The sequence below is a fragment of the Micromonospora sp. NPDC048909 genome (assembly GCF_040649635.1).
GTDB lineage: Bacteria > Actinomycetota > Actinomycetes > Mycobacteriales > Micromonosporaceae > Micromonospora.
Map to the genome: position 1 here is coordinate 91,031 of NZ_JBEZFU010000015.1, position 20,061 is coordinate 111,091.

Annotated in this window: 17 protein-coding genes; 4 read left to right on the forward strand and 13 right to left on the reverse strand. The window is 70.1% G+C overall.

What is annotated here, in order from left to right:
• Window positions 1-482 precede the first annotated feature (482 nt).
• Together AB0C04_RS29185 and AB0C04_RS29190 are read right to left on the reverse strand one after the other, a co-directional pair.
• Window positions 483-1,538, reverse strand: a complete 1,056-nt coding sequence (locus AB0C04_RS29185) for a hypothetical protein (RefSeq protein ID WP_357060757.1) — start codon at window positions 1,536-1,538, stop codon at window positions 483-485.
• A complete protein-coding gene (locus AB0C04_RS29190; protein ID WP_357060761.1) occupies window positions 1,535-1,882 on the reverse strand; it encodes a PadR family transcriptional regulator in 348 nt (115 codons plus the stop codon). Before AB0C04_RS29190 ends, AB0C04_RS29185 begins: the two co-directional genes overlap by 4 nt.
• Before the next feature lie 627 nt (window positions 1,883-2,509).
• Here AB0C04_RS29190 and AB0C04_RS29195 point away from each other — a divergent pair.
• Window positions 2,510-3,322, forward strand: a complete 813-nt coding sequence (locus AB0C04_RS29195; protein ID WP_357060764.1) for an alpha/beta hydrolase — start codon at window positions 2,510-2,512, stop codon at window positions 3,320-3,322.
• Window positions 3,323-3,642: 320 nt separating this feature from the next.
• Here AB0C04_RS29195 and AB0C04_RS29200 read toward each other — a convergent pair whose 3' ends face one another.
• Window positions 3,643-4,599 carry a sulfotransferase gene (locus AB0C04_RS29200; protein WP_357060766.1) on the reverse strand — a complete coding sequence of 319 codons (957 nt, stop codon included), beginning with the start codon at window positions 4,597-4,599 and terminating at the stop codon, window positions 3,643-3,645.
• Between the two features lie 274 nt (window positions 4,600-4,873).
• Between AB0C04_RS29200 and AB0C04_RS29205 the strand changes: the two genes are divergently transcribed.
• The gene (locus AB0C04_RS29205) at window positions 4,874-5,230 is read left to right on the forward strand and encodes a VOC family protein (protein WP_357060770.1); all 357 of its coding nucleotides are present in this window, start codon (window positions 4,874-4,876) and stop codon (window positions 5,228-5,230) included.
• A 507-nt stretch (window positions 5,231-5,737) separates the two neighbouring features.
• On the opposite strand, the gene AB0C04_RS29210 is transcribed toward AB0C04_RS29205, so the two are convergent.
• The 10 genes from AB0C04_RS29210 to AB0C04_RS29255 form a co-directional block, all read right to left on the reverse strand.
• The gene (locus tag AB0C04_RS29210; RefSeq protein WP_357060772.1) at window positions 5,738-7,267 is read right to left on the reverse strand and encodes an aldehyde dehydrogenase (NADP(+)); all 1,530 of its coding nucleotides are present in this window, start codon (window positions 7,265-7,267) and stop codon (window positions 5,738-5,740) included.
• Window positions 7,260-8,750 carry an NAD(P)/FAD-dependent oxidoreductase gene (locus AB0C04_RS29215; RefSeq protein ID WP_357060775.1) on the reverse strand — a complete coding sequence of 497 codons (1,491 nt, stop codon included), beginning with the start codon at window positions 8,748-8,750 and terminating at the stop codon, window positions 7,260-7,262. Before AB0C04_RS29215 ends, AB0C04_RS29210 begins: the two co-directional genes overlap by 8 nt.
• Window positions 8,743-9,036, reverse strand: coding sequence for a (2Fe-2S)-binding protein (locus AB0C04_RS29220; RefSeq protein WP_357060777.1), 294 nt, complete (start codon window positions 9,034-9,036; stop codon window positions 8,743-8,745). The genes AB0C04_RS29215 and AB0C04_RS29220 overlap by 8 nt, the downstream gene beginning before the upstream one ends.
• Window positions 9,033-10,190 carry an FAD-binding oxidoreductase gene (locus tag AB0C04_RS29225; RefSeq protein ID WP_357060780.1) on the reverse strand — a complete coding sequence of 386 codons (1,158 nt, stop codon included), beginning with the start codon at window positions 10,188-10,190 and terminating at the stop codon, window positions 9,033-9,035. The genes AB0C04_RS29220 and AB0C04_RS29225 overlap by 4 nt, the downstream gene beginning before the upstream one ends.
• Entirely contained in the window at window positions 10,187-10,879 is a 693-nt protein-coding gene (locus AB0C04_RS29230) for a GntR family transcriptional regulator (protein ID WP_357060783.1), read from the reverse strand. Before AB0C04_RS29230 ends, AB0C04_RS29225 begins: the two co-directional genes overlap by 4 nt.
• Window positions 10,876-11,877, reverse strand: a complete 1,002-nt coding sequence (locus AB0C04_RS29235; RefSeq protein WP_357060787.1) for a proline racemase family protein — start codon at window positions 11,875-11,877, stop codon at window positions 10,876-10,878. The genes AB0C04_RS29230 and AB0C04_RS29235 overlap by 4 nt, the downstream gene beginning before the upstream one ends.
• Window positions 11,874-12,779 carry a dihydrodipicolinate synthase family protein gene (locus AB0C04_RS29240; protein ID WP_357060790.1) on the reverse strand — a complete coding sequence of 302 codons (906 nt, stop codon included), beginning with the start codon at window positions 12,777-12,779 and terminating at the stop codon, window positions 11,874-11,876. Before AB0C04_RS29240 ends, AB0C04_RS29235 begins: the two co-directional genes overlap by 4 nt.
• Before the next feature lie 32 nt (window positions 12,780-12,811).
• A complete protein-coding gene (locus AB0C04_RS29245) occupies window positions 12,812-14,140 on the reverse strand; it encodes an aminopeptidase P family protein (RefSeq protein WP_357060793.1) in 1,329 nt (442 codons plus the stop codon).
• 1,159 nt (window positions 14,141-15,299) lie between these two features.
• Window positions 15,300-15,575, reverse strand: a complete 276-nt coding sequence (locus AB0C04_RS29250) for a hypothetical protein (RefSeq protein ID WP_357060796.1) — start codon at window positions 15,573-15,575, stop codon at window positions 15,300-15,302.
• A 300-nt stretch (window positions 15,576-15,875) separates the two neighbouring features.
• On the reverse strand, window positions 15,876-16,724 hold the full coding sequence (locus tag AB0C04_RS29255; RefSeq protein WP_357060798.1) for a hypothetical protein: 849 nt from the start codon (window positions 16,722-16,724) through the stop codon (window positions 15,876-15,878).
• 1,486 nt (window positions 16,725-18,210) lie between these two features.
• Between AB0C04_RS29255 and AB0C04_RS29260 the strand changes: the two genes are divergently transcribed.
• On the forward strand, window positions 18,211-18,591 hold the full coding sequence (locus AB0C04_RS29260) for a nuclear transport factor 2 family protein (protein ID WP_357060801.1): 381 nt from the start codon (window positions 18,211-18,213) through the stop codon (window positions 18,589-18,591).
• 90 nt (window positions 18,592-18,681) lie between these two features.
• Complete coding sequence (locus AB0C04_RS29265) at window positions 18,682-19,932, forward strand: MFS transporter (protein ID WP_357060804.1); 1,251 nt, start codon at window positions 18,682-18,684, stop codon at window positions 19,930-19,932.
• Window positions 19,933-20,061 lie beyond the last annotated feature (129 nt).

Below are 20,061 nucleotides of genomic sequence, written 5' to 3' on the forward strand. Positions count from 1 at the left end.
CCGACTCTGACCTGCGGGAACGAGAACCCACAGGTCATGGTGGGTGCAGTTGAGTGCGGTTCGCCGCCGTTGAGCGCTTTTCAACGCCCTTCAGTGCAGCCGGTTGCTCCCAACCCGCTTCCCGTTTCGGGCCGCGAATCCGGGGACAACTGGTCGCCTGGACCGGTCTCCCCTCGGACAGGCCGACGCCCATGCGGACGGCCTCGCCACCACGCGGCCCCGGCCCTCGACTGCGACGCAGGCGGCCCCGCGGGCAAGCGCGCCCGTAGCGCTCAACCCGCTCCCCACGGATACGCCAATAGGATCGTCGAGTCGGCCGCGGCCGCCCCAGCGCACGAGCAACCGAGCCTCTTCCCGAGGTCCCCGAATGTGCGGACGGCGCCCGCGCGCATTGTCAGCGGCATGACAGTACGTTCCGTTGTGGTCTGCGCGGCCGATGGGGCTCGCGTCTCGGGCCGGTGGTGCCGAGGTTGGGCGAGTTCCTACGTCGGTGTGGTGGGTCTTGGGCCGACGTTGGGGATCGATGGAAGTCGGCGCAGCGCCCGGATGGCTAGTACGGCGACCGGTACGCCCACCGCCAGGACGGCGATTGCCTGCACGGAAGCGATCGTGGCGAGGGTTGTGTGCTGTGCCTGGTCGCTGTAATCGAGCAGGGTTGCGGTTCGCAGGGCGAGCGTGGCTACGGCGAGCAGGGTGAGCGCCAGTGACCATGGCAGCGTGCGAGATGAACGATTGGTTACTCGACCGCCCAGGTGTATCACCATGACAGCAGCAACCGCCGCGCAGGACAGGCCCGGCCAGTCCAGCAGCCTCAGCGCCGGTGTGGTCGCCTGGATGGTGAACAGCGGCACGGGGACGAGGAGGATGCCGACCGGCAGCGCGAGGAGCCAGGGGCGGCGCGGCACCGGTGGGGCGCCGTGGTGAAAGGCCGCCATGGCGATTAGCAAGACGACGTCGATGAGCAGCATGGCCCAGGGCGACACGGACAGCGGTACATCACCGGCTTGTTGCACGGCGGTGGTGATGACCGGGGGCACGACGGCGAGCAGGGCGACTGCCTGGGCTACGCGCCGGTGTCCGAGGACAAGCGCGATGTAGGCGGGTAACCAGGCGTAGCCAACCAGGTCCCACGCGGTGCGCCAGATGCTCCCCGACGGGGTGAGTGCCCATTCGGGTGCAGGAGCCGGCAACCAGGCGATCTTCCCGTAGAGCCACAGTGTGACGGCGATACTGGCGGTGACCATGACGGCGTGGGCCAGCATCGCCATCAGGGTCGCCAGTCGCACGGCCTGCCCCCAGGTGTACGACCGGGGTGGCGCGTCAGCCCCGCCGAGACGCAACCGCACGGCGAGAGACACGATGCTGGTGACCTCCGACAGGCTCGGCCGGCCGTAGTCCGTAACATACGCGGTGGTCTCGGAGTCGCCGGTGTCCATGCTGTCCAGGAAGGCGGCGACCATGTCGTCTTCCCATTCCTGCCGGTAGGCGGCGGGCAGCAGCCGCAGAACGAACCGGTAGCGCTCCTCCAGCCGGCTCACGACGGCGTCCCCGCGATCGGGTTCCGCCGCTTGCGCAACCGGGTCGAGGCGAGGCGCGCGTTGGCGGCCAGGCGTTGAGCCTCGGCGTCGAGGGCATGGCGGCCCCGCTCGGTCAACCGGTAGTACCGGCGTAACCGTCCTTGCCATGCCTCCTCGCGGTCCGATTCGACCAGGCCATCACCGACGAGTCGGTCCAAGACCCCGTACAAGGAGCCGATCTTCAGCTGCACGCGGCCCCGCGACAGTTCCGCCACCTCCGCGACGATCCCGTAGCCGTGGCGCGGAGCGTCGAGCAGCGCAGTGAGGATGAAGAAGGCTGGTTCCGTCATCGCCCGAGAACTCATCCACCTAATATAGTGGAAGGCAAGATATGCTGTGTGTCGGAAGCCGAGCTGGCGCCGGCGGTTTCACCGGGCCCGGCACGCGCGGAGCCCACGACAAGAAGGAGTGATGATGGGCGACGGTGACGCGGCGGACGCCGGAAACCTGGGCGGGCCGGATTTCGCTCCTGCGATTCCGGCGGTGGCTCCAGCGTGACCGGCTCGCACCCCCAGCCGGCTCTTCGGAGAAGTCACTTCCCGGACCCGCCGAGACCCAGGATAGAACTCTCCTCCCGGCGGTGTCTTGACACAGAGGGGAGCCATGTCCGGCCACCCATGCCCACGGGATCGGCTACGTGGGTGACGCTGGGCTCCAAGGGCCGATGCGCCCGGACGGCGGCGGGTGCCGCGCCTCGTGCTCGTGGTGACTTATTGTCCCAGCCAGCGCCGACACGCAACACCCCGGATAGGTTGGGTGGGTGGTTCGCGAAGCAACTGGCTGTCCGCGATGCGCTTCTCTCTACGGCGCAGGGCGCCGCTGCTCTCCGAAATAGAGCCAGCAGGATGCAGGTGGACGCACCGCAAAAATAGGGCGACGCTTGCCTATACGCTCTACTGGACGTTGCGTCGGGTGTCTAGCGGAGAGGCGATATGGATCTTTCGCTGCCGGACGGCCGGGTCCTGGGCTGGGCGGAGTACGGCGATCCGGCCGGGCCGCCGGTGGTGTTCCTGCACGGCACGCCGGGCTCTCGGATCAGCCGCCCGGACGACACGGCGTTGGCGGGCGTCCGCCTGATCACCGTCGACCGGCCCGGGTACGGTCGGTCCACACCTGTCCGACAGCCAACGCTCCTCGGCGTCGCTGACGACGTCGGTACGCTGATGAGTTCTCTGCGGATCGAGCGCTTCGGCCTGATCGGGTTCTCTGGTGGCGCGCCGTACGCCGTGGCCTGTGGGGCCCGGTTCCCGCATCGACTGACCGGGGTGGTCGCGGCAGGCTTCACCGGCCCATATCGGGAACTGCGCACGGTGCGTGGCTGGCAGCGGTTTCAGGCGTGGGCCTTGCGGACCATTCCGGGGTTCGGGCGCCGCTACGTGACCCGCGCCGCCGCATGGTACGCCGAGGATCCTCTCAAGCAGCACCGGCAACTGCTTGCCGCGGGCCAGGACCCCTGGATGCGGCCCTACGAGGAGTCCAACCGCGAAGGTGCCCGCCAGGGCGCGGCCGGGCTGGCCGGCGACTGGCTCGCCACCGACATCCGCCCGTGGGGGTTCGGCCTGCGCGACGTGCCCTGCCGCGTCCTCATCTGGGCCGGTCGACACGACCCCGGCCGAGCGGTTCCCGACGCACCGCTGATCGCCGCACGGATGCCCAATGGCAAGGTTCGCATCAGCGAGGACGCAGCCCACACGCCGTCTGCGGCCCATTGGCAAGCGATGCTGACGTGGGTAACGAGCGGCTGAGAACCGGCGGTCGTCGACCGGTCGTCGCTCGGCCCGGCCAGCGGGCACTGCTCCCACAGTTTCGTGACATCGCCGAGGCCGAGGTTCTGTGCGGCGATCGCTTCGAAGGCTGCGTCGCGCTCGCTCAGCAGTATCCGCTCGACCAGGTCCCCGGATCGGTATCGCCGAGCCCGGCTGCGGGTCGCACGTCAGCGCAGCCGGAAGTTGCGGCGCGAAGGGCTGACCACTGACGGTCCTCCGCCCCGACGAGATCAGCTGCAGTGTTCTCGACATGTGCGTATGCCCGCCGAGTCAGCACGCCGTGACGTCGCGTAGCGCCGTCACTCATATCCCATGGCCGGGATGACCTTGCCGAGTGCGTCTTCGATGAACTCGCGGGTTTCGTCGTCGAATTGGTCGTTGCGGTTTGTCAGCTTGTGCGACTGAAATGTTGAAGGGGTGGCGAAGTCGTCGACGTCGAGTCGTTCGAACAGGGCGCGGCGCTGCCCGGGCCAGTCGGCTGCGAGGTCTTCTGCTTTCACCTCGATGTATCGCCTGCCCGTCAGGTCGACCGTGTTCTTCCAGGTGAGCCATCGGTGGTAGACCGGCTTGAGGTAGGCGAGCGCGCCGTCGACGGTGGGCGGTGCCCATGGTTGGGCCAGGTGGGATGCGAGCACTGAGACCGGGTGACGCTTGATGTGCACGATGGTCGCTTCGGGGACCAGTTCCCAGAGGAACTCCATGCACAGCAGGTTGAACGGTGTCTTCTCGCACCAGGTCGGCTTGCCCGCGTCGGCGGCTGCTCCGCCGAACATGGTGTCGATCAGGCTCCGCAAGATTGCGAGCAGTTCGCCCCGGTCGCTGAAATACCTGGGAAGTGCCCGCCGGCGGCTCAGCGGCTCGAACGGCCCGGCAGGGCGGTCGGCGTTTCCGAAGCCCTCCGCGGGCGCAGGTTCGTCGTATGTGTACGCGATCAACTGCGGCCAGAGCTGTTGCACCGCATCCCGGTAGCGCCGTTCGCCGACCAGCTCGGGAACGGTTTTGCCGCGATCGTCGCGCCGGCCGGGCACTCGTACGGTGAGGAAGTCGCTGAGCCGGTGCAGGGCGTCCTCACCGACGGTGGGGTCGTATCGATCGGTGAGCGCGTCGGCCAGGTCCCGCAGGCCACCCGGGTCGATGAGGAACCGGGTCTCCATGGGAATCCGATGGATCAGCGGATGTTCGCCGATGATGTCGGCGATCCGTGACGTTCCCGAACGACCCGTACCCGCAACGAAGATCGGTGAGGGGAAAGGCATGGCGAGCAGTCAAACTCTCAGTCCGGCGCCTGTGCAAGCCATTTATCCCCTTCACCCCGCTGCTACGGGCCGGACCCGCACCCGCCGCCGCGAGTGCATGCTGGACGGCCGCCTCCAACAAGCGAGCAACGAATTGTCGAAGCTTCCCAACGCGCCGCATCCCTTACACACTGATGCACTGATCTCGGCCATGAGCGGACGTCTTGGCGGGCACCAGCCGCACCCGACGTAATCCGGACAGGGATCGTCCGCAACGGCCCGTACCATGGCCCGCATGGCCATCGCTCGCTTCCCCAGCATCGTCATCGACTGTCCCGATCCTGGTGCGCTCGCAAGGTTCTACGGCGCTATGTTGGATTGGAAGGTCGACGCCTCCTCCGACTGGGCTGAAGTCCGCGCGGAGTACGGTCAGTGCATCTCCTTTCAGCAGGTGGATGGGTACACGCCGCCGGTGTGGCCAAACCAAGCGCTGCCCCAGCAGATGCACCTCGATGTGGTCGTTGACGACCTCGATTCCGCCGAGGCGGCAGTGCTCGATCTCGGCGCAACAAAACACCCGCACCAGCCCGGTACGTCCTTCCGGGTCTTCCTCGACCCGGCAGGTCACCCCTTCTGCCTCTGCCTGAACTGATCCGAACGGGTGGTGTGGGAGCCTCCGGTCTTGTGGCGATCACTCCCGTGCGCCGTAGCCGTCTTCGGCGGCCTCTGGCACAGTCGCGGTTGTGATTGGCTGGCCGAGGACCCGGGCTGCGCTGGGCTGGACCGTGTTGGCATACGCGTTCGCTGGTCTTGCCACTGCGCCGCTCGCGGCGGCGCCTATGCCTTCACACCCGGTGCCATGCGAGGAACTCACCGGGGACCCGGCTTGGTTGGTATGGGTGTTCCGCGAAACCGTGTGGCTCTCCCTCGCTTTCTCGCTGCCACTGGCCGCTGCAGTGACGGCCGTGTTCGTTTGGCGAACTGGACTGTCCGCCAAAGGCGCGGCAGCCCTCGGCGTCGGTGTCGGCCTCGTGCTGGCGGCAGCCACCGTCGGCTACTCCATAGCGACCGCTACCTGCGGGCATAACCTCGAGGAGGTCCACCCGTGACAGCAGCGGGCCATACCTCCCAATAACGGCGCGTCCGGCCGGACGCCGGGCTACCGCGCCGTCTGAACGCCATCGACCACGCGGGGCAGGTCGAGCGGGTTGGCTTCCCGCAGCTCCGGGGGCAGCAGCGGGTCCGGGGTCATCTGGTAGCAGACCGGGCGCAGCCAACGCTCGATCGCGGTGCTTCCCACCGAGGTCGAGCCGCTCGTCGAGGCGGGGTAGGGCCCGCCGTGCTGCATGGCCGGGGAAACCGTCACCCCCGTGGGCCAGCCGTCCACGACGACCCGTCCCGCGATCGCGCTCAGCGCGGTGACCAGTTCCGCCGCTGCGCCGTCCCGCTCGTCGGCGGCCAGGTGCACGGTCGCCGTGAGGTTGCCCGGCAGGTAGGCGAGCAGCGCGTCCCGCTCGGCCGTCGAGCCGTAGCGGACCAGCACGGTGACCGGTCCGAAGCACTCCTCCAACAGCTCCCCGTATGGCCCGCCCTCGGCGAGCCGCGCCGCCGCGACCGTCAACACACCCGGCCGTACGGCCAGCGGCGTCCCGTCGTCGCCGGCCTCCCCCGCTGCCAACGGCTCCGTTACGCCGGGGAGGGCGACGCGGGAGCGGACGCCGTCGAGGAACGCCGTGCGCATACGCGGGTCGAGCAACGGCCCGGACGGGACCGCCGCCGTGACGACCGCCCCGACGACCGCGTCGCCCGCCGGTCCCTCGGGGAGCAGGACGAGGCCGGGCTTGACGCAGAACTGGCCCAGACCCTGGGTGTACGAGGCGACGAGTCCCGCCGCGATCTCCTCCGCCCTGGTCTCGGCCGCCCGGGCGGTCACCACCACGGGGTTGAGGCTGCCCAGCTCGCCGTGGAACGGAATCGGCCGCGGCCGGGCGGCTGCGATGTCGAACAGCGCGCGGCCGCCGCGCACCGAGCCGGTGAACCCGACCGCCGCCGTCAATGGGTGGCGTACGAGTTCCGGACCCGCGTCGAAGCCGTGGACCAGGCGGACGACGTCCTCGGGCAGCCCGACCTCGGCCGCCGCCGAGCGCAGGATCCGGGCGCACAGGACGGAGGTGGCCGGATGATCGGGGTGCGCCTTGACCACGACCGGGCATCCGGCGGCCAGGGCGCTCGCGGTGTCACCGCCCGCCACGCTGAAGGCCAGCGGAAAGTTGCTGGCCGCGAAGACCGCGACCACGCCCAGCGGCACCTTGTAGCGTCGCAGGTCGGGCCGGGGCGCGGGCTGCGCCTGCGGATCGGCATGGTCGATGATCACGTCGAGGTACGCGCCGGCGTCCACCACGTCCGCGAACACGCAGAGCTGGTAGCACGTGCGGGCCAGTTCGCCGGTGAGCCGTACGCTGCCGAGCGCCGTCTCCGCGTCGGCGGTCGCCACGATCTCCTCGCCGCTCTTCTGCAGGAGCGCGGCGGCCGTGCGCAGCAGGTCCGCCCGCGCGGCGTGGTCCCGGAGTGCCGCGCCGGCCGCGGCGGCCGCGCGCACCGCCCGGTCCACGTCCGCCGCCGTCGACTCCGTCGCGACGCGGGCCCGCGTCGCTCCGGTACGCGGATCGGTGCTCAGTACGTCACTCACCGTCTCGTCCTCGTTCTCTCGTCGGGTGTTCCAGCGTCTCGACGGGCGTCGTGTCGTCGGCCAGGTCGGCGAGTTCGCCGAGGGGCACCGGCACGGCGAGGCTGCGGGTGGCCAGCGCTCTCAAGTCGTCGGCCGTGGTCGCACGTCCGCTCAGCTGGGCCGCGATCGCGGCGGTGGCGAAGCCGCACACGCGTCCCTGGCACCAGCCCATTCCCGGCCGGGCCAGCATCTTCAGCGTGCGCGCGTCTTCCGCGCCGAGGTCGTGGTACGCCCGGCGCAGGTCGCCGTAGGAGACCTCCTCGCAGCGGCACACCAGCGTCGTCTCCGACAGCCACTGCGGCCACGCGCCCGGCACCGGGTAGGTCCGTTGCATGGCGGCGGCGAACCGCCGCCCCCGCCGGACGGCGCCGCGCAACCGCCTCGTCACGGCCGGATCGGCCGGGTGGCCCAGTGCGGCGGCGAGGGCGAGCGCGCTCAGCCGTCCCTCGTGGACGGCCAGGGTCGCCCCGCCCACCCCGGTCGCCTCGCCGGCGACGTACAGCCCGTCGACGCTGCTGCGCTGACGGTCGTCGACGGCCACAACGAGGGACCCGTCGGTGTCCTGCACCGTTTCGGCGCCGAGCATGAGCGGCAGTTCGAGCGAGGGGGTGAAGCCCCAGCCGACCGCCACGAGGTCGGCGGCGATCTCCTGCTCCGGTCCGGCCGGGAGGCCGGCGGTGTTCACCCGGACGGTCCGGACCGCCTCGACGCGGTCCGTACCGAGGATCTCACGGACCACGGTCCTCGTCCGGTACGGGATGCGGTGGCGGGCCATCAGCGCCGCGTACTGCAGTGCCTCGACGGCCTTGCCCGGCGCGGACATCGCGCCGAGAGGGTCGCGCAGCCACCCGAGCGTTGCGTTGGCCTCGACGACGGCCGCGACCCTCACGCCGGCCCGCGCGAGGCCGGTGGCCACGGGCAGCAGGAACGGGCCGGTGCCGGCGACGACCGCGCGCCGCCCCGCGGTGGTGCGGTGCCCCTTGAGCAGGGCCTGGGCTCCCCCAGCGGTCATCACACCGGGCAGGTCCCACCCGGGGACGGGCAGTTGCCGGTCGTAGCCTCCCGGGCACAGGATCAGCGCCCGCGCGAGGAGGCTCCGGTCGATGCCACTGCCGGCGGAGGTGGAGGCGGTGGCCGTCATCCGGAGGGTGAACGTGCCGCCCTCGTCCCGGGTGATGAGCCAGACCTGATGGCCGGGGAGGTGGCGGATCCGGCCGGCGGCGCGCAGGGCGTCCAGGCGGTTCCGCAGGCCGGTGAAGACCGGCCAGCCGTGGTGGCCCACGCGATCGGCGGGGCGGTCGTGGGTCTCGTCGTAGTGCCGCCAGTACTGCCCGCCGGGCTGCCCGGCGGCGTCGAGCAGGGCGACGGCGAGCCCGGCCTCGGCCGCCTCGACGGCGGCCGCGAGGCCGGCCGGGCCGGCGCCGACCACGGCGACGTCATCCATGGGCGCCATCGCCTTCCCCCGGTGAGCCGGGGTCCTGTGAGTCGGCGTCGTCGCCGAGGGTCATGCCGTCCGCGGCCGTGACCAGGCAGGCGCGCTGGTCGGGGACGCCGTCGACGGTGAGCAGGCAGTCGAAGCAGACGCCGATGCCGCAGAAAAGTCCCCGGGGCCTGCCGCCCCGGCGGGTGGTGCGCCAGCCGAGGATGCCGGCGGCGACCAGTGCGGCGGCGACGCTCTGGCCGGGCTCGGCCGGAACCTCGGTGCCGCGGAAGGTCAACCGGTGGGTCAACGGGCCGCCTCCTCGGCGTCGGCGAACCGGTCCGGGGCGAACGGCGTGAGGTCGAGGTCGGTCCGCTGCCCTAGGAGCGCCTGGGCGATCAGCTTGCCGGTCCCGGCGGACAGGCCGATGCCGGCGCCCTCGTGGCCGCAGGCGTGCCACAGGCCGGGCGCACGCGGGTCGGGACCGAGAACGGGTAGGTGATCGGGGCAGTATGGGCGGAAGCCGAAATAGGTGCGCATCGCACGGACCTGCCGCAGCATCGGGAACAGCGCAATCGCCTTGGCCGCGAGCGTGCTGATCGCGGTGACGGACACGGTCCGGTCGAAGCCGACGCGCTCGCGCGACGCGCCGATGAGGATGGTGCCGCCGGCGGTTCCCTCGACGACCGGTGAGGTCTGCAGGGCCGCGTCGGAGCTGGCCACGTCACCGACGTACTCGGCGGCGTACACCTTGTGGCGGATCGTGCGAGGTGGCATCGGCTGGGTGACCAGGATGAAGCCGCGCCGGGGCAGCACGGGGACGGACACCCCGGCGAGGCCGGCGACCGCGCCGGCCCACGTGCCGGCGGCGTTGAGCACCGCGCCGGCGGGGATGTCGCCGCCGGGGGTTCGCACGCCGCTCACCCGGTCGCCGGCGCCCAGGAAGCCCGTCACCTCGGTGTTCGTACGCACCTCGGCCCCGTGCTCGCGGGCGAGCCGGAGCAGGTGGGCCGCGACCAGCATCGGCTGGACCTGGGCGTCCTGCGGATAATGGGCACCTCCGGCGAGTCGCGGGGACAGGTGCGGCTCGTAGTCGCGCAACTCGGCCGGCGCGACGTCGCGGACCTCGACCCCGCACCGGCGCTGGTGCACGGTGAGCGCGCGCAGCGAGGCGAGGCTCTGCTCCGACGCCGCGACGACCAGGCCGCCCTTGGACTCGAACTCCCACAGGTCGCCGTGTTCCGCCAGGTCCTCGCGCCAGATCCGCTGCGAGTACAGCGCCAGGTCGAGTTCGGGGCCGGCCTCCTTGTCGGACACCAGCAGGTTGCCCTCGCCCGCGCTGGAGGTGCCGCCGGCGATCGCGCCGCGTTCGACGACGAGCACCCGCAGCCCCGCCAGGGCCGAGAAGTACGCGCTGGCCGCGCCCACCACGCCCGCCCCGACGACCACGAGGTCCACGCTCATCTCACCGCTGTGCTTCGCTCGGCGCCGCCGGCCCACAGGCCCCGTACGTGGCCGATGTGGCGGCGCATCAGCAGCTCGGCCCCGGACGCGTCGCGGGCTTCGACGAAGTCCAGGAGTTCGTGGTGTTCGGCAGCCGAGCTGCCCAGCCTGCCGCTCTCCAGCAGCGGGGTCAGGCCGAGCAGCCGGGTCTGCGAACGCAGGTCGGACACGACGTCCACCAGGAAGCGGTTGCCGCTGTAGGTGAGGAGAGTCAGATGGAACACGTGGTCGGCCTCGATGTAGCCGAGCAGGTTGCCGCTCTCCGCCGCGTCCACGATGGCCTGCGCGCGGGCCCGCAGCTCGGGAAAGTCCTCCTTCGGGATCACCGCCACGACGTCGCGCACGGTGGGCGGCTCGATGAGCAGCCGTACGGCGGCCAGGTTGTCGAGGTCCTCCTCGGACATCTCCGTGATCCGGAAGCCCTTGTTGGGGTGGGCGACGACCAGGCCTCCCTTCACCAGGTCGAGCATGGCCTCCCGCACCGGCGTCGGCGAGACGCCGAGCTGCGCGCCCAACGCCGGAGCCGAGTAGACCACGCCGGGCTCCAGCTTGCCGGAGATGATCCCGGCGCGCAGGGCCTCCCGGATCCGGTCGCGCAGGTTCTCCCGGCGACCGATGCCGGGCAGATCCGGGACGGGCGTGGGACTCACAGCAGGAACCCCGCGGGAAACGGGTCCGTGGGATCGAGGTGGAACTGCGCGGTGGCGGTGACCCACGCCCGGCCGGTGATCGACGGCAGCACCGCCGGGTGCGACCCGACCGTGGTCTCGCCGAGCAGCCGCCCGGTGAAGCGGGTGCCGATGAACGACTCGTTGACGAAGTCTTCGCCGATGCCCAGCTCGCCCCGCGCGTGCAGCTGCGCCATGCGCGCGCTCGTACCCGTGCCGCACGGCGATCGGTCGAACCAGCCGGGGTGGATGGCCATGGCGTGCCGCGACAACTGGGCCGTCGAGCCGGGGGCCTTCAGATAGACGTGGTGGCAGCCGTTGATGTCGTCGCGCTCGGGGTGGACCGGCCGGTCCTGCTCGTTCACCGCATCCATGATCGCCAGACCGACGGCCAGCAGGTCGCCGGCGCGGGAGCGGTCGAAGGGCAGTCCCAGATCCGCGAGGTCGACGATCGCGTAGAAGTTCCCGCCGAACGCCATGTCGTACCCGACCGGGCCGAAGCCCGGCACCTCGACCTTCCGGTCCAGCGCGTGCACGAACGACGGGACGTTCTCGATGGTGACCGACTCGGCCGCGCCGTTCCTTACGTGCACCGACGCGACGACCAGCCCGGCGGGGGTGTCGAGCCGGATCGTGGTCACCGGCTCGACGACGGGCACCATCCCGGTCTCGACGAGGACCGTGGCGACCCCGATCGTGCCGTGGCCGCACATCGGCAGCAGCCCGGAGACCTCGATGAACAACACGCCGTAGTCGGCGTCGGGACGGGTCGGCGGCTGCAGGATCGCCCCGCTCATCGCGGCGTGACCGCGCGGCTCGTACATCAGCAACGTGCGGATGTCGTCGCTGTGCTCCATGAACCAGAGCCGGCGCTCGGCCATGGTGGCCCCGGGGATCGTCCCCATGCCGCCGACAACGACCCGGGTGGGCATGCCCTCGGTGTGCGAGTCGACGGCGTGGAACGTGCGGCGGGACCTCACTTGTAGCCCTTGGCCAGGACGGCTTCGGTGTCGCTGGTGATCCTGGCCGCCACGTCGTCCGGCAGCGGCAGGCGCGGTGGACGACAGGCGCCGCCCTTGCGGCCGCAGGCGTCCATCGACAGCTTGATCGCCTGGACGAACTCGGTCCGGGAGTCCCAGCGCAGCAGGGGGTGCAGGTCGCGGTAGATCGGCACCGCCTTGGCGATGTCGGCGGGGTCGCCGGAGGTGACCAGCCGGTAGAGCTCCACGGTGCTCTCCGGGATCGCGTTCGGGTAGCCGGCGATCCAGCCGACGGCCCCGGCGATGCCCAGTTCGAGCAGCACGTCATCGGCGCCGACCAGGAGGTCCAGGCCGGGCGCCAGCTCGCTGATCTCGTAGGCCCGGCGGACGTCGCCGGTGAACTCCTTCACACCGACGACCAGGCCCTCTCCGAACAGCTCGGCGAGCAGCGCGGGAGTCAGGTCGACCTTGGTGTCGATCGGGTTGTTGTAGGCGACGACCGGCAGTCCGGCCCGCGCGACCTCGCGGTAGTGGGCAACGACCGCCCGGCGGTCGGCGCGGTAGGCGTTCGGCGGCAGCAGGAGCACGGAGGTGGCTCCGGCCGCGGCGGCCTGCTCGGCCCAGCGGCGGGCCTCGAGCGCGCCGTACGCGGCCACGCCGGGCATGACGCCGAATCCGGCGGGGGCCGCCTGGACGGCCGTCTCGACGACGCGCGCCCGCTCCTCGGGGGTCAGCGTCTGGTACTCGCCGAGCGAGCCGTTGGGCGTCACCCCGTCGCAGCCGGCGGCCGCGAGGAACCGGACGTGCTCGGCGTACGCGTCGTAGTCGACGGAGAGGTCATCGTGGAGGGGAAGCGCCGTCGCGACGTGTACGCCGCGCCATGGCTGTGCGGAGGTGGTCATCCTGGCTCCTTGGGCGATCCGGTAGCGCAATGTCACATGGATTGGGTGGCTGCCATCCACTTCTCCAGACCGTCGGCCTCGATCGGCAGCGCGCGGGACAGCACCTCCACGCCGTCCGGCGTGACCAGGAGGTCATCCTCGATGCGCACGCCGATCCCGCGCAGCTCGGGAGGCACGGTCAGGTCGTGTGCGTGGAAGTACAGCCCGGGCTCGACCGTGAGCACCATGCCGGGCGCCATCACCGCACCCTGGTACGCCTCCTGCGAGGCACGGCCGCAGTCGTGCACGTCCAGCCCCAGATGATGGCCGATGCCGCACACCAGATAGCGCCGGTGCTGCTGCCCGGTGTCGGACAGCGCCTCGTCAACCGAGACGGGCAACAGGCCCCAATCCGCCAGCCCCCGCGCGATCACCTCCATCGCGGCATGGTGGAAGTCGGTGAACCGGCTGTCCGGGCCGACCGCCGCCAGCCCCGCCCGGTGCGCCCGCTCCACCAGGTCGTGCACCTGCCGCTGGACGGGAGAGAACCGCCCGGACGCGGGCAGCGTGCGGGTGACGTCGGCCGTGTAATGGCTCTTGACCTCGACGCCCATATCGAGCAGGAGCACCTCGTCGGGCAGAACCGGGCCGTCACAGCGCACCCAGTGCAGGGTGGGCGCGTGCCGGCCGCTGCCGACGATCGTGGTGTAGCCGGGCCCGTTGCCGTACGCCCGGGCGTACCGGTCGAAGGTGCCCTGCAGCCACCGCTCTCCGGGCCCCGCCACCGCGGTCGGGATCTCCCGGGCAACCGCGGCGAAACCCTCGACCGTGCGGTCCACCGCCTCCCGGAGCTGCCCGATCTCCCACTCGTCCTTGTACATGCGCAGCTCAGCGAGGGTCCGCCCAACCTCGTCGTCCCGGGTCACCTCCTCGGTGAGCTCCGCGAGCGGCCGGACCTCGATGCCCAGCACCCGCGCCCAGTCGGCCGGCGCGGGCGCCGCACCGACCCACAGCTCACCGTGGCGGGCATCGGTGAAGAAACCGGGGTCGCCAGGTCGGGCGGGGGGCGGCAGGTAGAGCGTGGCGGCACCGCCGCGAAGCACCACGACGGCGTTCTCGATGGCGCAGCCGGTCAGCCAGAAGAAGTCGCTGTCCGGACGGAAGTCGTACGTCGTGTCGTTGCTGCGCACGGGGGCCTCCCCCGACGCCAGCACGATGGTGCGGCCGGGAAGCGCCTCGACCAGCTGGGCCCGGTGGTCGGCGGCCGCCTCGGCGGCGCCCGGCACGACCGGCGGGGTGCGGTCGGGAACACCCCAGCCCGTGTTCATGTACGCCGTGAACGACGCGATCTCGGACAGCTTCGGCGGCCTGCCGTCACGCAACGGGAACTCCTTCCTGGCCGGACGGGTCCCGGTCGGGTGCCCAGGCGTCGGTGACACCGCCGCCCACCTCGCGGACCAGCTCGGTCAGCCGGGTGAAGACCCGGTCGTCCTCGTGGACGCCGTCGTGCTCGTATCTCGTTGGTGATCCAGGTCCGGACGTTGCCGACCCGCGACGCGGTGTCCAGTTGCAGGCCGGCGTCCACGTACATGTCGTCGTGGTAGACGGCGGCGGCCACCGGGATCTCGTTGGCGGCCAGCCGGTTGAGGTCGTAGAGCTCCCTGAATTTGACGGCGGGCACGCGAACCGTGCCGACCACTGCCGCAGGAGGCCGCCGGTGATGCGCATGCCGCCGCAAACCGGGACGACGTCGCGCTGCGCTCCGCACGCCGCCCGCCTGATCGTGCGCGGACGAAGAGGGTTGCCCCGCGCAATCAGCACCGCTAGTAACGTGTGGCATTGCACTGACCCTAGGCTTGAACAGCTCACGTGCCAAGACGCGATCGCCGCCGGCGTGAAGCCGCGCCGGCGTAAGGCGTACGCCGCGAAGCGGATCCGGTAAATGCCGGGCGCCGCCCGTTGTGGGGGAAACGGGCGGCGCCGGCAGCGGGCCGCGACCCGGACGCGGACCGAGGTTTGGACGGAAGGCCCGGGGTCGTTGCCCTCGGCGTTCACTGCCTCGGGCGGCCGGGTGCAGAAGTCCTTCGGACCCCGGCCTTCCGCGCGGTGAACAGTATCGGCGCCCACTGACACTCGGGCGCCGCTTATGGCGGACTTAATCCGCTAATAAGCCGTCGATTAGCCATACCCGATCGCTCACCGAGGAGGTGCGCGGCGTGCCGATCGACGTCGAGCAGCTCAACTCTCCCGGCTGGTGTATGAAGCGGCTGTTCTTCCAGCTCAACGACCGGAACCGGCGCCAGCGGCGACCACTCGGGCGGTAGGGGCTCCAGCTCGTTGGCCGCCCTGTGCACCCGCAGGATTTCCCGGTCACTGCCGGTGGGGCACGTCCCGGGCGGGACCTGGCGCATCGGCGTGAGCGGAACCCGCCGACACCGGGTTCGCCGCGGCCCTGGCCGCGTCGTTCAACGCCGCGGATTAGCCCGGTCGAACTCGAACTCCGTTCCATGCCCGGCGCCGTCCGCCCGGGCCGGCGGCCCGTCAGCGTGGGCCGCGATCGCAGGCGGGACCGTGGCGTTCCACCGTGAACTGCGCGACCTGGCCGTGCGCGCCGTGCGGCTGCCCGTCCGGCGCGGGAATGAAATCGGCTAGGGTGTATGTCCCCGGCCGCATCCGGATCAACGACAGCGCGGCGCCGTCGCCGCCGTGGCCGATGGTCGTCACCTGCTCCTGGGTGAGATCGCCGTCGAACAGGTCCTCTGGGGCGGCGCCGGGGGGCAGGCGGAGCAGGATCGCCTCGTGCGGCTCCCGTCCCACATTGCCGTAGGCCCACCCCGGCAGGGGCTTGGCCTTGTGACGCCGGCGCCGTGGACGCCATCGTGGTGATGCCGGAAGCGGTGTTGTGGGTGTGGTCGCTTCGCCAGGTTCCGACCTACCTCGCTGCCGGAAACGACTGGCTCCGCACGTGCGGCCGCCAGCGCAATCGTGAGGTCCGCACCTCGCCGGAGCTGCGGCTGCTACTGACAGCGACGCCCACCACAGCAGAGAGCGCGCACGATCGGCGGAAGATGAGGATGTTGGCCCAGGACCGGCAGCAGAGCAACCTCCGTGCAGCAGCTAGTCAGGCGACCGGATCACGTCCCAGCCGGTGATGTCGCACTGACCGTGCTCGTTATTTCCGGCGGCGACAACTGTTCCGTCCGCGCGTAGTCCGAGAGTGTGGGTGGATCCGGCCGCCACCGCGACGATCCCGCGCCAGTCGGCTACCTCGCACTGGCCGGAATCGTCGCTGCCCACGGCCACGACTCGGCCAGCCGCGGTGACTGCGACGGTGTGGTAGCTCCCAGCCGCCACTGCCACAACGTCCCGCCAAGCACTGACGTCACAGGCGCCCGCCGATTGATCCCCGACCGCGAAGACGCGTCCGTCGTTGGTGAGACCGACCGTGTGAAGGTAGCCGGCGGCGACGGCGGCAACGTCACGCCACGTGTCGACCGCGCACTGCCCACGGCGATCATTGCCCACCGCAACGGTGATCCCATCGGCTCTGAGGCCCACCGAATGCCAGTCGCCACAAGCCAACGCGACAACCTCACGCCATCGGCTCACGTCGCATGCTCCCTCGCGGAGCCGTCCCGCAGCCAGCACGGTGCCGTCACCAACTAGCCCCAAGGTGCGGCGCCAGCCCGCGGCGACAAGGGTCACGTCGCGCCATGACGCAACGTCACACTGTCCGTCACCGTTCCAGCCCGTCGCCATCACAGTGCCGTCCGCGCGGAGGCCGACGCTGTGGGACCGCCCAGTGTTCGACGCCGTATGCACGTTGCCCGCCGCCACGGCGACCACTTGGACCCAGTCTTCGACTCGACACTCACCAGACGTCCCCGTGCCGGCCGCAACCACGGTGCCGTCGGCACACAGCCCCAACGAGTGTCGCCGTCCAGCGGCGATGACAGGACTACTCATGTGTACAGCATTACGGATCACATGACCCGGGCAGATCCAACCCGCTCCACGCGTGAGGTGGCGGCCGGCGCAGCAGAACTCAGCGCGGCGGTTCTGGCTCGGCTGGCTCCGGACGCTCAGGCGGAGCGGCGCCGTCCTACGGGTGTTCTGCTGCGGCACACCGGACGGTTCGGCGATGTGGGCCCGTGGCGGTGGCGCATCACGCCGGAATAGCGAGACCTGGCTACGGGCGCGTCGGTGATCGACGCGCACCTTCGGCGGCAGATGAGTGCATCCGCGATGCACGGTTGGAAACGCCAAGTTCAGAGCTGTCCTGCAGACAAGCCTCCGCTTGGCTGATCACGAGTTTCCGAATCAGGAGCAATTCGGTAGCCGTGTTCTTACCCGAGCTGCGTTCAACGTTGCCCCACCGGTCCAGGCATCTACGAGACCGTGCGGGTCACCATTCTCGGCCTCGACGTTAACCACGTTGTCGAGGACGCGGTTGACCCTGCGCCATTGCCGAGCGGGCATCCGGACTGCGCAGGTGCTCGGCTCAGCTGACTGATGGGGCATGCGCAGCATGGTGACCGACGGACGTCTGGTGGTCAACAACTCGGCGCCTCGGCCCGGCGCACGTCGGGCAGGTTCACGTCCCGCTGGGCCCGCTCCGCGGCCTCCCGCCCGCTCGGTCTCCGCACTGCGATGACCTGTCCGCGGCAGATGTGCGCCCGGGGTCGTGTCGACCGGCCCAGATGAGGACGCGGCAGGGCACGTCGCGCAGGCCGAACTCCGTGGGCGGCGGACGGGGCGCGCCAGCGCGACCCGGGACGTCGCGGCGTACTCCTGTGGGTCTTCAAACGTCGGCGAGGCTGCTTTGCGTCGGGGTCCGCGGCGCGGCCGAGTACGCCTCGACGAGCACGGACGACTCCGCTACACCGTCGCCGCCCTGATGCGTGAACGACGGCATACCCTAGCCTTAGCGGACTGGTGAGTCCATCTCTGCGTTTGGCGTGGAGCGAGTTCAGCTGGGGCCCCTTGGTCCTGACCGTCTCAGAGCAGCTTGAAACACCCCTAAGTGTTGGTCCACGAGGTCTGGGCGGTTCTGGGCACGAGCGGTCAACTGGACTATCCAGTCCGCGCAGGCTAGCCTGCGGAGGTACTCGGCCACAGGGTCCACAGCCCCCACTCAGACTGCGGCTCGGCTGCTGCTGGAATCCGCGTATCTGGACCGCCACTACCAGGATCTACAGGAAGGCGCCCCTGACGGAAACCGATCGGGATCGTGTCGTCGCATCCGCCCGAGCTGTCCTTTCGGCCACTGAGCGCCGACGCACGGACATGACCACCCGCGGCTTCACGTTCGTCGCCGATGAACCGCACAACGGGGCGAGATCGTGACATTGAGGTAGGACGGCGCCGCAACCGACAGTAAACAGTCGGACCATAACGCCGTTCGTTGTGCCCACCTAGAGCGAACGTCGAACCACACAGAAGGAGCAAGAAAATGAATGACACCACGCAGTCCACCGAAGATCTGGCGATCCTCGAGCAGCTCAACCTTGACTACAACCATGCGGACCAGGCCAGCGACGCCAAGCGCTTCAGTGAGTTTCTTGCTGAAGATTTCATTGTGCAGACACCGGGTGTCACCCGTAACCGCGACGAGTTCCTCGAGTACATCGCCAAGCCGCGCCCTTTCAAGGATCTCGCGCTGCGCGACGCCAAGATCCGCATCCTCGGCGACGTTGCGCTGATCCACGGCCGCGCCTCATACACCCTTATCGCGGACGGCGCGGAGCAGGAAGCTCTGTACACGGACGTGTACCAGAAGCGTGAGGGCACGTGGGTCTGCATCTCAGCCTGTGCGATCGCTCCGGGCGCCTGACGCCGGTCGAACGAGGCTCCTGGTCGCGAGACATCTTTGCACTCGGGTGGGGACCACACGGGAGCCAAGGGATAGTTCAGGACAACAGAAATGCGCAGCTCGATGCTCAACACGGCACCAGTGACCAACGTGGCCGGCCGGGGCAGAACGCTCCGGCTGACCTTCATATCTGCAGTGGTCTCCCTGGTGGCCGCATTTGCCGCTGTGGGCTCGACGATCCCGCTGTTCAACATCTATCGGGCCGAGGACGGGTTCACCAACGCCGGCATCTCGATGACCGTCGTCGCGTACTCCGCCGCCACTCTGACCACGCTGCTGGTGCTGGGGCGACTGTCCAATCATCTGGGCCGACGGCCCATCTCGATCGCCAGCCTCGTCCTGCTCCTCTTGGGCTGTGTGCTGCTGTTGAACGTGCACGACATCGGCACCCTGATCACCAGCCGGCTCCTGATGGGCCTTGGTGCCGGGCTGGCCAGTAGCAGCCTCACTGCGTACATCGTCGACGCCGCACCCGCCAAGCCTGCGTGGCTGGCCTCTGTCGCCTCCAGCCAGACAGTCATGCTTGGCCTCGCCGTCGGCGCCATCGCCTCCGGCGCCCTGGTTCAGTTCGGGCCGTGGCCACGCGACCTCATCTTCCTGGTTGTCATCGGCCTTCTCCTCCTGTCTGTCGGTCTCATTGCCATCAGCCCGGAGACCGTGACTCGGATGCCGAGTGCCTGGCGATCGCTGCGACCCCGGGTCTACGTGCCGGCCCGGGTCAGGCATCTGCTCCCCGTCGCGGCAGCGGTGTTCGTGGCCACCTGGGCGGCCGGGGCCTTCTACCAAGCGTTCGTGCCTGCGCTGGTCGAGGATCAGCTCCACACCAGCAGCCCGCTCATCGTCGGATTGGTGTTCGCCGCCTACATGGGTCCCAGCGTTCTCGGCGCTCCCCTCGGCGGCCGGTTCACAACAACAGCAGCCCAACGTGTCGGCATGATCGCCTTCCTAGCCGGAATGATCGGCATCATCACAGCGATCGCCACCGGCACACTGGCGTTGTTCATCGCCGCAACGATCGTCGCCGGCGCCGCTCAAGGGATCGCCATCAGCGCCGCCACTCGCGGTCTGCTGCACGGAAGCACACTGGCCGACCGGGCACCGATCCTCAGCGTGATCTACCTGCTCTGCTACAGCGGCGCTACGATCCCGGCCCTCATCGCCGGCCGACTTTCCCACACCTTCTCGCTGCCGCAGATCGCGCTCGGCTACGGTGCGCTCGCCCTCCTCGCCACCCTGTTCACCGCCACCGCCGCACGCAACGCGCACACCGACACGGCCGAGAACAGCCAGCACGGTGAGTAATCATGCGACGAACCTGGCCGTCATCCAGACCTCACTCGACCGTGCGCGGGGCGCTGACCGTTCTCGTCGACGCCCATCGATCATCAGAAATACGTCGATAGCCGCGCCTACGACGCTGTCGACGACATG